Source organism: Pararhodobacter sp., from assembly GCF_034676075.1.
In the GTDB taxonomy this organism is placed as follows: Bacteria; Pseudomonadota; Alphaproteobacteria; order Rhodobacterales; family Rhodobacteraceae; genus Pararhodobacter.
Genome location: NZ_JAUCCQ010000132.1, coordinates 1 through 11079, shown reverse-complemented (window position 1 = coordinate 11079; position 11079 = coordinate 1). Strand labels below are relative to the sequence as shown.

Genomic DNA, 11079 nt, shown 5'->3' with positions numbered 1-11079 from the left:
GCCTCCCGCCGCTTTGCCCAAACCAAAGGGCCGGGGTTTCCCCCGGCCCTTTCGCATTTCCATCGCGCGCGCTTCAGCTGCAGCCGCTGGTCGAGCCGCAGGTGTTGCACTTCATGCAGGTGCCGTTGCGGACCAGCGTGTAATTGCCGCATTCGCCGCAGGGATCGCCTTCGTAGCCCTGCATCTTGGCCTTGGTGCGGGCGTCCATGCCCACGGCCACGGCCTCGACCGAGGTCTCGACCCGGGCCGCCACCGCGACGCCGCCCAGCGGCGGGATCGCCTGCGGGACCGAGCCGTCGGCGGTGCGGGCCACATGCGCCGTGCCACCCTGCAGCACGATCAGCTCCTGCGGCAGGCGCTTGCGCAGATACCCGGTCGACGAGATCTGCCGCAGCACTTCCAGCCCGCGCGAGGCGGCGTCATCCGACACCGGGCTCACGTTCTTCTGGCCTTCCTTGTCGCCCGAGCCGAGGTCGTCGAAGGACGCGCCCGAGGGTTTCACATGTGCCAGATCGGTGCGGTCCAGATACGAGATCGCCAGTTCGCGGAAGATGTAGTCGAGGATCGAGGTGGCGTTCTTCACCGCCTCGTTGCCCTGCACCATGCCCGCCGGTTCAAACCGGGTGAAGGTGAAAGCGTCGACGAATTCCTCCAGCGGCACGCCGTATTGCAGGCCCACCGAGACGGCGATGGCGAAGTTGTTCATCATCGCCCGGAAGCCCGCGCCTTCCTTGTGCATGTCGATGAAGATCTCGCCCAGGCGCCCGTCGCCATATTCACCGGTCCGCAGATAGACCTTGTGACCGCCGACGATGGCCTTCTGGGTATAGCCCTTCCGGCGCTCGGGCAGCTTCTCGCGGCCGCGGGCGATTTCCTTGACGATGATCTTCTCGACGATCTTCTCGGCGATCAGCGCGGCCTTCTCCTGGGTCGAACCGTTGGCGAGGATTTCCTCGGCCTCCTCGTCGTCCTCGATCAGCGCGGACGCCAGCGGCTGCGACAGTTTCGAGCCGTCGCGGTAGAGCGCGTTCGCCTTGATGCCCAGCGACCAGCTGAGTTCATAGGCGGCCAGCGTTTCCTCGATCGTTGCCGTGTTCGGCATGTTGATCGTCTTGGAAATGGCGCCCGAGATGAACGATTGCGCGGCGGCCATCATGCGGATGTGGCTGTCGACCGACAGATAGCGCGTGCCCTTCTTGCCGCAGGCATTGGCACAATCGAAGATCGCGTAATGCTCGGCCTTCAGATGCGGCGCGCCTTCCAGCGTCATCGTGCCGAGGACGTGGTCATTGGCGGCCTCGACCTGCTGCTTGGTGAAGCCGAGGTGCTTCAGCAGGTCGAAGGACGGGTCGTTCAGCTTCGCCTGCGGGATACCCAGCGTCTCGCGGCAGAATTCCTCGCCCAGCGTCCACTGGTTGAAGACGAAGCGGATGTCGAAGGCGGTGGCCAGCGCCGCCTCGACCTTCTTGATCTCGGCCGGGCCGAAACCGTGGCCGATCAGCGCGGTGTGGTTGATGCCGGGGGCCTGGCCGATGGTGCCGTGACCGACGGCATAGGCCACGATTTCCTCGATCTGGCTGGGCTTGTAGCCCAGTTTCGCCAGCGCGGCCGGGACCGACTGGTTGATGATCTTGAAATAGCCGCCGCCCGCCAGTTTCTTGAACTTCACCAGCGCGAAATCGGGCTCGATGCCGGTCGTGTCGCAATCCATGACCAGACCGATGGTGCCGGTCGGCGCGATGACGGTCGATTGCGCGTTGCGGTAGCCATGCGCCTCGCCCAGCGCCAGCGCCTCGTCCCAGGCGTTGCGGGCCAGGGCGACCAGCGTGGCGTCGGGGCAATTGGCCGCGTCGAGCAGCACAGGGTTGACATTAACGCCTTCGAAATCGGTCAGGCCCTGCGCGGCGCGGCGGTGGTTGCGGATGACGCGCAGCATGTGGTCGCGGTTGCGGGCATAGCCCGGGAAGGCGCCGAGTTCAGCGGCCATCTCGGCCGATGTGGCGTAAGAGATGCCGGTCATCAGCGCCGTCAGGGCGCCCGCCATGGCGCGGCCCGCGTCGCTGTCATAGCCCAGCCCCATGTTCATCAGGAGGCCGCCGATGTTGGCGTAGCCGAGGCCAAGGGTCCGGTAATCGTAGGAGCGCTGCGCGATTTCCTTGGACGGGAATTGCGCCATCATCACGCTGATTTCCAGCGTCACGGTCCAGAGCCGCGTGGCGTGGATATAGCCCTCGGCGTCGAACTTGCCGTTCTCGAAGAACTTCAGCAGGTTCATCGAGGCCAGGTTGCAGGCCGTATCATCGAGGAACATGTATTCCGAGCAGGGGTTCGAGCCACGGATCGGGCCGTCTGCCGGGCAGGTGTGCCAGGCGTTGACGGTGTCGTGGAACTGGATCCCCGGGTCGGCGCAGGCCCAGGCGGCGTGGCCGACCTGATCCCAGAGCTCGCGGGCCGAGACGGTCTTGGCGACCTTGCCATCGGTGCGGCGCACCAGCTCCCAGGGCGCGTCTTCCTTGACGGCCTTAAGGAAGGCGTCGGTGACGCGGACCGAGTTGTTCGAGTTCTGGCCCGAGACCGAGACATAGGCTTCCGAATCCCAGTCGGTGTCGTAGGTCGGGAATTCGATCGAGGTATAGCCCTGCTTGGCGTATTGCAGCACCCGGTTGGTATAGGTGTCCGGGATCATCGCCTTCTTGGCCGAGCGGATCGCGGCCTTCAGCGAGGGGTTCTTCGACGGATCAACCGCGTCTTCCGACGAGCCGTCCCATTCGCGGATCGCCGCGAAGATCTCGTTCAGGCGGGCTTCATGCGCCTTGGACCCGGCGACCAGCGAGGCGACCTTCTGTTCCTCGATGACCTTCCAGTTGATGAAATCCTCGATATCCGGGTGATCCATGTCGATGATCACCATCTTCGCCGCGCGGCGCGTGGTGCCGCCCGACTTGATCGCGCCCGCCGCGCGGTCGCCGATCTTCAGGAAGCCCATCAGGCCCGAGGATTTGCCGCCGCCCGAGAGCTTCTCGCCTTCCGCGCGCAGCGACGAGAAGTTGGTGCCGGTGCCCGAGCCATACTTGAAGAGGCGCGCCTCGCGGACCCAGAGGTCCATGATCCCGCCCTCGTTCACCAGATCGTCCGAAACCGACTGGATGAAGCAGGCGTGGGGCTGCGGGTGCTCGTAGGAGGATTTCGACTTCACCAGCTTGTGGGTGAAGGGGTCGACGTAGAAGTGGCCCTGCGACGGGCCGTCGATACCGTAAGCCCAGTGCAGGCCGGTGTTGAACCATTGCGGCGAGTTCGGCGCGGCCATCTGCCGAGCCAGCATCACGCGCATTTCGTCGTAATAGGCCTGAGCGTCGGCCTCGGTGGTGAAATAGCCGCCCTTCCAGCCCCAATAGGCCCAGGCGCCAGCCAGACGGTCGAAGACCTGCTTGGCCGAGGTCTCGCCGGTGAAGCGCGCCGATTCGGGGAGTTCGGCCAGCGCCTTGTCATCGGGGACCGAGCGCCACAGGAATTCCGGCACGCCCTTCTCGACGACCTTCTTCAGGCGGGCGGGGACACCGGCCTTGCGGAAATACTTCTGGGCGATCACGTCCGAGGCGACCTGCGACCAGCCTTCGGGGACTTCGACCTGATCGTTGCGGAAGACGATCTTGCCGTCGGGGTTGCGAATCTCGGACACCGTGGTGGTGAACGAAAGCGCCGCATAGGCGTCCTGCCCGTCGGTGGTGAATTTCCGCTCGATCTTCATGGACCTGTCCCCTTTGTCCTGTGTTCATCAAAGACAACGAGGGCGTGCATCACATCACGCGGTCGCTTGGCCGGAACTCCCGCAAAATCAATCACGTCCGGCACGCCTGCTGCGTGTCGACCACTCCGGTATCCTGAGCGGGCCCGTGATTCTGCTCGTCTGTCCCTGCCTCGTCGAGCCTTACTATATCTAGTGGCCCTGTTGTCGGCCTACACAATCTGACGTATTTGGCGGGGTCTGGTCAATGGCAATCTTCACGACTTCCACAGGATTTTGTGCTTGACCCTGCGGGTGCCTACCAGGGATGCACCGACTCATTCCCGGATGCTCAGGGAATGTCAGGAATCCGGCCCACTTGGCACTTTGTCTTGAGATGTCAGATGAAAAGGCCGGGCCCTGAGGGGGGCCCGGCCAGTGTGTCCGTAAGGTGACAGCAGGCGGTTCGCCGCCGCTTATTCCATCGACGCGGCGTCGGTCACGGCATGGGTGAAGGCCCCTTCCGGTGCCCGGGTGATGACCGGATCCGAGCCGCCGCCCAACAGCGTATCGACGGTGCGCTGATAGGCCGCCTCGTCCAGAACGCCGGTGGAACCCTCGGTCAGCGCCGCCATTTCGCGGACCATGCGGACTTGATGCTCCAGCGTCTGCGCGCCGGTCTCGTCATGGTCGAGCACCATCTCGGCCGCGGCCTCGGGGTTGGCCAGCGCCCATTCCCAGCCGCGCATCGAGGCGCGGACGAATCGGGCCATGCGCTCGACGAAGGCCGGGTCCGAGAGATTCGCCTCGTTGACCCAGAGGCCGTCCTCCAGCGTGGCGACGCCGTAATCCTCATAGCGGAAGACGACGATCTGCTCGGGCGTGACGCCCGCGTCGATCACCTGCCAGTATTCGTTGTAGGTCATCGCGGTGACGCAATCGGCCTGATGCTGCAGCAGCGGATCGACGTTGAAGCCGATGCGCAGGATCTCGGCCCCGTCCTCGCCGCCGGTGGTGGGAATGCCCAGCTGCGACAGCCAGTTCAGCAGCGGGATCTCGTTGCCGAAGAACCAGGTGCCGATCTTGTGGCCGCGGAAATCCTCGGGCGTGGCGATGCCCGCGTCGGCCCAACAGACCAGCATCAGACCCGAGCGGATCACCGGCTGGGCGATGTTGACGACCGGCGCCCCCTGCTCGCGCGCGGCCAGCGCCGAGGGCATCCAGTCGACCATCACATCGGCGCCCCCGCCCATCAGCACCTGCACCGGCGCGATGTCGGGCCCGCCGGGGCGGATCGTCACGTCGAGGCCTTCCTCTTCGTAATAGCCATTGTCGAGGGCGACGTAATAGCCCGCGAACTGGCCCTGCGTGACCCATTTCAGCTGCAGCGTCACCGCATCCTGGGCCGAGGCCATGCCGGCCGTCATCCCCAGCGCCGCGGCCATCCCGGCCCATCCATACTTCATCATTCGTTCAACCTCCTTGTTGGCCGGCCCTTCCAGGGGCCGGATTTATCTGCCGCGCTGCGACGGGTGCCAGAAGGTCACCTGCCGTTCGAGCAGAGCCCAGACGCCGTAGAACGCCGACCCCAGGGCCGCAGCCACGGCGATTTCTGCCCAGACCATGTCCAGCGACAAGCGCCCGACCTCGGTCGAGATACGAAAGCCCATGCCATAGGTGGGCGAACCGAAGAACTCGGCCACGATGGCCCCGATCAGCGCCAGCGTTGCACAGATTTTCAGCCCGTTGAAGATGAAGGGCATGGCGGCAGGCAGGCGCAGGCGGAACAGCGTCTGCCCCCAGCTGGCCGAATAGGTGTGCATCAGGTCGCGCTGCATCGCCTCGGTCGCCGTGAGGCCCTGGACGGTGTTCACCAGCATCGGGAAGAAGACCATCGCCACCACCACCGCCGCCTTCGACGGCCAGTCGAAGCCGAACCACATGACGAAGATCGGCGCCGTGCCGATGATCGGCAGCGCCGCCAGGAAATTGCCCACCGGCAGCAGGCCGCGCTTGAGGAACGGATAGCGGTCGACGACCAGCGCGAACAGGAAGGCCGAGCCGCAGCCGATAGCGAAGCCCGCCAACGCACCCCGGCCGAAGGTCTGGAGCATGTCGATCCACAGCGTCTCGCTCGAAGTGGCAAGACGGGCGGCGATTTCGGAGGGCGCGGGCAGGATCACCCGCGGCACGTCGAGCGCCCGCACCACCGTCTCCCAGGCCCAGAGGATCGTCGCGCCGAAGACCAGCGGCGCGATCAGGCCCCAGGGCCCCCGCCGCCAGGGCAGATCAGCGACCAGCGCCACCAGCAGCCAGGCGCCGAGCCAGAGGGCGATGGCGGCGGCCCAGAAGCCCTGCGCCTCGGCCCCGGTCTGCCCGAAGGCGAGCTCCACCCCGGCGACGCACAGCGCTCCGCCCATGGCCAGCAGCAGCACCGCCCGGCCAGCCAGCGCCACGCCGGGCACCAGGACCGAGAGCGCCAGAGCCGCGCTCAGCGCGATGAGCGTCAGCTCCCCGGGCTCCGCCCCGGCGGCGCGGGGAAGCCAGCAGGCGGCCAGCACCGCCGCGCCAAAGCCCAGCCGGATCCAGGCGCCCTGCCCCTGCAACAGCCCGCTCATCGCTTCATCCCCATGCGGGCCAGCACCCGCCGCTCGATCAGCCCGACGATACCCACCAGCCCCGCCGCCAGGATCGCCGCGGCAAAGAGCGCGGCCCAGATCTGGATCGTCTGCCCGTAATAGCTGCCCGACAGCAGCCGCACGCCAAGGCCCCCCTCCTGCACCGGCAGCTCGCCGACGATGGTGCCGACCAGCGCCGCGGCGATGCCCACCTTCAGGGAGGCAAAGAGATAGGGCATCGACATCGGCAGCCTGAGCCGCGCGAAGACCTGCGCGCCGGTGGCCGACCAGGTCTTCATCTGGTCCATCTGCATCGCATCGGGGGACCGGAGCCCCTTCACCATGCCGACGACGACCGGGAAGAAGCTGAGATAGGCGGCGATGATCGCCTTGGGGATCAGACCCGAGATCCCCACCGAATTCAGTACGACGATGATCATCGGCGCCAGCGCGATGATCGGAATGGTCTGGCTGGCAATCGCCCAGGGCATGACCGAGGCATCCATGGCCCGGTTATAGACGATGCCGATCGCCAGCAGGATCCCGCCGCCGGTGCCGATCAGGAAGCCCAGCATGGTGGCGCTGAGTGTGACCCCGGCGTGGTAAACAAGGCTGCGGTTCGAGGTGAAGGCCGCCACAACCCGCTGGCCGAAGCCCTGCACGGTCAGGGGCGTCGTCTCGCGGCACATCCGCCGCCCCACCGCGTCGCAGCCCACGGTCTGCTCGTAAAGCCCGATCACCACCTGATGCGGCGCGGGCAGCACCGGACGCTCCTGCGCCATGGTGCGGGCGACCATCTCGGCGAAGGGCAGTTCGGCTCCCGCCCGCCGCGCCTGGTCGTATTCCCAGGTCGCGTTCATCGGGATCACCGCCAGATACCACAGCGCAATCAGGACCGCGGTGACGGTCAGAACGGGAAGCGTCCGGCTCATGCGCGCGCCCTCCCGGTCCCGGCCTTCGGATGAATGCGGCCTGTCGTCACTCGCTCACCCGGTCGATGGTCGCCGCCACGGCCAGCGGCACGCTGGCGCCGGTCACCTCGTCCACCACCTCGGCGGTGACGATCAGCTGGCGGCCCGCCAGCGCGCCCGGCACGGCGAAGTCGAAACCCAGAAGCAGATAAGCGTCGCGCGGCGAAGCGTCGAATTCGCCCCGCGCGCAGGGCGCGTCCGAGACCTGCTGGCGCCAGCCATCCGGCGTGGCCAGCGTCACCCGGCAATGCATGTCGACCGCCCCGTCCCTGAGCGAGAACCCGGCCGCAAAAAGGCCGAAGAACAGGGTCTCACCGGGCGCGGTGCCGTCCAGCGGCGCGATCCGGGCCCCACCGGCGGCCTGGGCGGCGGTGAATTCATCCTCGGTCATCGGCAGGAGCGTCGCCATGGCGATCAGCTCGCCCGACCTCCCGCCCTGCGTCGCACCGGGGGGCACGACAGCCTGCGCGGCGCCCGCCGACACAGCCAGTAATCCCGACAGGACAAGGCCTTGCGTGATGATCTTCATGATAGGTCCCTCGTTCTTTTTATTGTCAGTCTTTTGGTCGTCAGCTGTCCTCGTATCCCGCCCTGAGCCCCTCGCGGACACGATGGGCGATGGCGATGAACTCAGGCGTGTCGCGGATCTCCAGCGGGCGTTCGGCCGGCAGGGTCGAGTCGATCACATCGGTGATCCGCCCGGGCCGGGGCGACATGACGACGATCTTGGTCGACAGATACACCGCCTCGGGGATCGAATGGGTGACGAAGCCGATGGTCTTGCCGGTCCGCGCCCAGAGCTTCAGCAATTCCTCGTTCAGCCGGTCGCGCACGATCTCGTCGAGCGCGCCGAAGGGCTCGTCCATCAAGAGGATATCGGCGTCGAAGGCCAGCGCCCGGGCAATCGAGGCCCGCTGCTGCATGCCGCCCGACAGCTGCCAGGGAAACTTGCGCTCGAACCCGCTGAGTTCGACCAGGTCCAGCACCTTGCGGGCGCGTTCGGCCTGCTCGGCCCGGGAATAGCCCATGATCTGCAGGGGCAGCCGGACATTGCCCTCGATGGTCCGCCAGGGATAGAGCCCCGCCGCCTGGAACACATAGCCATAGGCCCGGGCCTTGCGCGCCGCCTCGGGGCTCATGCCGTTGACGGTCAGGCTGCCCCCGGTCGGATGCTCCAGATCGGCAATCGCCCGCAAGAGCGTGGTCTTGCCGCAGCCCGAGGGGCCGATGAAGCTGACGAACTCCCCCTTGCCGATGGTCAGGTCCACGTCCTTCAGGGCATGGACCGGGCCATCATTGGTGTGGAAGGTCAGGTTGAGGCCCCGGGCCTCGATCACTGGCTGGCCCTCGCTGGCGCGCGCGGCGGCGGGCGTCTCGGCAAGGGCGGCGGCTGTGTCGCTCACGCAGGTGTCTCCCAGAGTTTCCGCTCGGCGAACTCGATGGAATTGCCCGCCGGATCACGAAGATAGATGGACCTGGCGCCGTTGGGCCAGTGGAAATCCGCCTCGATCACCTGCCCCTCGGCCTGCAGATGCGCGACCCAGGCGTCAAGCTCCTCGGCGGTGGCGGCAAAGCACAAATGCCCCGCCCCCTCGGTCCCATGGACCGGCACCGGCAGCGCAGCGCCGGGCACCGCCACGCGGCTGGCCTCGGCCAGGAAGGTCAGCACGATGGTGCTGCCTGCGCGGAAGAACACATGCCGCCCCGGCTGTTTCAGGACCACCGGCAGCCCGAGGATCCCGGCATAGAAACGCTCGGTCGCCTCGAGGTCATCGACATAGAGCGCCGCCTCCATGACGCCGCTCGGAACCGGCGCTGTCCGTCCCGCCACGCTCATACCCCCGTCGCCGGGATGCCCGACCGCTCCACCGGCCGCGGCGCGGTCAGTTCCTTCCAGCTCGACAGGGCGCGGTTGACGGCCCCGTTCGGCTCGCGCTTGACGAATTTGCCATGGCCCTCCTCGGTGCGGATCTCGCCGTCATGCACCGCGACCTTGCCCCGCGTCAGGGTGAAGCGCGGCAGGCCTTTCACAGACTGACCCTCGAAGACGTTGTAATCAATGGAGGATTGCTGCGACCCCGCGCTGATCGTCTTTTCCTTGGCCGGATCCCAGACCACCAGATCCGCATCCGCCCCCACCAGAACCGCCCCCTTCTTCGGGTACATGTTCATGATCTTGGCGATATTGGTCGAGGTGACGGCGACGAATTCGTTCATCGTGATCCGGCCGGTGTTCACGCCATGGGTCCAGAGCATCGGCATCCGGTCCTCCAGCCCCCCGGTCCCGTTCGGGATCTTCGAAAAATCGCCGATCCCATAGCGCTTCTGATCGGTGGTGAAGGCGCAATGGTCGGTGGCCACCACGCTCAGCGTCCCCGCCTGCAATCCGGCCCAGAGGCTGTCCTGATGCTTCTTGTTGCGGAAGGGCGGCGACATGACGCGCCGCGCCGCATGGTCCCAATCCGGGTTGAAATACTCGCTCTCATCCAGCGTCAGGTGCTGGATCAAGGGCTCGCCCCAGACCCGCTTGCCGTTCTGCTTGGCCCGCCGGATCGCCTCATGCGCCTCCTCGCAGGAGGTATGCACGACATAAAGCGGCACCCCCGCCATGTCGGCGATCATGATGGCGCGGTTGGTCGCCTCGCCCTCGACCTGGGAGGGGCGCGAATAGGCATGGGCCTCGGGCCCGGTGTTGCCCGCCGCCAGCAGCTTGGCGGTCATCTCGGCGACGATATCGCCGTTCTCGGCATGGACCATGGCGATCCCGCCCAGTTCCGCCAGCCGCTGGAACGAGGCATACATCTCGTCATCGTTCACCATCAAGGCGCCCTTGTAGGCCATGAAATGCTTGAAGGTGTTGATGCCACGCTCCTCGACCACGGTCTTCATCTCGTTGAAGACCTGCTCGCCCCACCAGGTCACCGCCATGTGGAAGCTGTAATCGCAATTGGCGCGGGTCGACTTGTTGTCCCACATCTGCAGCGCATCCAGCAGCCCCTGCCCCGGATTGGGCAGCGCAAAATCGACCACCATCGTCGTGCCGCCCGCCAGCGCCGCCCGCGTGCCGCTCTCGAAATCGTCCGAGGAATAGGTGCCCATGAAGGGCATCTCCAGATGCGTATGCGGGTCGATCCCGCCCGGCATGACGTAGCAGCCGGTCGCATCCAGCTCCCTGTCGCCCTTCAGTCCTTGCCCGATGGCGGTGATGACGCCCCCCTCGACCAGGACATCGGCCTTGTAGGTCAGATCCGCGGTAACGACGGTGCCGTTCTTGATGACGGTGCTCATGCTCTCTCCTGTTGTTTCATACGCTGGCGAAGCAATCGAGCGCCCGCCCGTGCACGCCGATATCCAAGGGGCCGAAATCGCTGTCCACGCAGAGCGCGAAGCATTCCGCGCGGGGGACATACAGAACCGAATAACACCCGTCCGAGCGGCAGACCGTCCAGCAGGTCTGGGTGATCCCGCCCGAGAAATTCACCGTCACCGCCCGATGCCGCTTCACCCGCCGCGCCTGGAAATCCTGCAGCGTCATCGCCCCGGCGCGTGAGGAGGCATCGAAACCGGCGATCTCGGCCTCGACCAGCGCCCCGATCCGCGCCGCCATATCCTCGTCCCTTTGCCCCATCTTTGTTCCAGAAATATCCTCGGGGGTTTCTCAAGGGGGTGGAAAACCCCCTTGAGCGGGGGGTGCGGGGGGCTGGCCCCCCGCCCTTTTTTCTCCGGGGACCAGCCCCGCTAGCTCACCACCTCCGCCGTCTCCAGC

The 11079-nt window shown here is 66.3% G+C and carries 9 protein-coding genes; all 9 read right to left on the bottom strand.

Annotated elements, in window-relative coordinates; translation table 11 throughout:
* Window positions 1-73 precede the first annotated feature (73 nt).
* The 9 genes from VDQ18_RS20435 to VDQ18_RS20395 all read right to left on the bottom strand — a co-directional run bounded on the left by VDQ18_RS20435 (window position 74) and on the right by VDQ18_RS20395 (window position 10941).
* Window positions 74-3748: a vitamin B12-dependent ribonucleotide reductase gene (locus VDQ18_RS20435; RefSeq protein ID WP_323022729.1), complete on the bottom strand. Its 3675-nt coding sequence runs from the start codon at window positions 3746-3748 to the stop codon at window positions 74-76.
* Between the two features lie 452 nt (window positions 3749-4200).
* Window positions 4201-5190, bottom strand: coding sequence for an ABC transporter substrate-binding protein (locus VDQ18_RS20430; protein ID WP_323022732.1), 990 nt, complete (start codon window positions 5188-5190; stop codon window positions 4201-4203).
* A gap of 45 nt (window positions 5191-5235) precedes the next feature.
* Window positions 5236-6144 carry an ABC transporter permease gene (locus VDQ18_RS20425; protein WP_323022731.1) on the bottom strand — a complete coding sequence of 303 codons (909 nt, stop codon included), beginning with the start codon at window positions 6142-6144 and terminating at the stop codon, window positions 5236-5238.
* Window positions 6145-6338: 194 nt separating this feature from the next.
* Complete coding sequence (locus VDQ18_RS20420; RefSeq protein ID WP_323022728.1) at window positions 6339-7274, bottom strand: ABC transporter permease; 936 nt, start codon at window positions 7272-7274, stop codon at window positions 6339-6341.
* Window positions 7275-7320: 46 nt separating this feature from the next.
* Window positions 7321-7842: a hypothetical protein gene (locus tag VDQ18_RS20415; RefSeq protein ID WP_323022727.1), complete on the bottom strand. Its 522-nt coding sequence runs from the start codon at window positions 7840-7842 to the stop codon at window positions 7321-7323.
* A gap of 40 nt (window positions 7843-7882) precedes the next feature.
* Window positions 7883-8716 carry an ABC transporter ATP-binding protein gene (locus VDQ18_RS20410; RefSeq protein WP_416235133.1) on the bottom strand — a complete coding sequence of 278 codons (834 nt, stop codon included), beginning with the start codon at window positions 8714-8716 and terminating at the stop codon, window positions 7883-7885.
* The gene (locus VDQ18_RS20405; RefSeq protein WP_323022726.1) at window positions 8713-9150 is read right to left on the bottom strand and encodes a VOC family protein; all 438 of its coding nucleotides are present in this window, start codon (window positions 9148-9150) and stop codon (window positions 8713-8715) included. The genes VDQ18_RS20410 and VDQ18_RS20405 overlap by 4 nt, the downstream gene beginning before the upstream one ends.
* Complete coding sequence (hydA, locus tag VDQ18_RS20400; protein ID WP_323022725.1) at window positions 9147-10601, bottom strand: dihydropyrimidinase; 1455 nt, start codon at window positions 10599-10601, stop codon at window positions 9147-9149. Before hydA ends, VDQ18_RS20405 begins: the two co-directional genes overlap by 4 nt.
* Before the next feature lie 16 nt (window positions 10602-10617).
* Window positions 10618-10941 (bottom strand): hypothetical protein, encoded by a 324-nt coding sequence (locus tag VDQ18_RS20395; RefSeq protein WP_323022724.1) that lies wholly within the window; start codon window positions 10939-10941, stop codon window positions 10618-10620.
* Between the last annotated feature and the right edge of the window lie 138 nt (window positions 10942-11079).

Excerpts from the sequence above, each read along its gene's own strand:
- VDQ18_RS20435 (WP_323022729.1), bottom strand. The coding sequence starts at position 3,748 with ATGAAGATCGAGCGGAAATTCACCACCGACGGGCAGGACGCCTATGCG.
- VDQ18_RS20395 (WP_323022724.1), bottom strand. The coding sequence starts at position 10,941 with ATGGGGCAAAGGGACGAGGATATGGCGGCGCGGATCGGGGCGCTGGTC.
- hydA (WP_323022725.1), bottom strand. The coding sequence starts at position 10,601 with ATGAGCACCGTCATCAAGAACGGCACCGTCGTTACCGCGGATCTGACC.
- VDQ18_RS20430 (WP_323022732.1), bottom strand. The coding sequence starts at position 5,190 with ATGAAGTATGGATGGGCCGGGATGGCCGCGGCGCTGGGGATGACGGCC.
- VDQ18_RS20405 (WP_323022726.1), bottom strand. The coding sequence starts at position 9,150 with ATGAGCGTGGCGGGACGGACAGCGCCGGTTCCGAGCGGCGTCATGGAG.
- VDQ18_RS20415 (WP_323022727.1), bottom strand. The coding sequence starts at position 7,842 with ATGAAGATCATCACGCAAGGCCTTGTCCTGTCGGGATTACTGGCTGTG.
- VDQ18_RS20420 (WP_323022728.1), bottom strand. The coding sequence starts at position 7,274 with ATGAGCCGGACGCTTCCCGTTCTGACCGTCACCGCGGTCCTGATTGCG.
- VDQ18_RS20425 (WP_323022731.1), bottom strand. The coding sequence starts at position 6,144 with ATGGGCGGAGCGCTGTGCGTCGCCGGGGTGGAGCTCGCCTTCGGGCAG.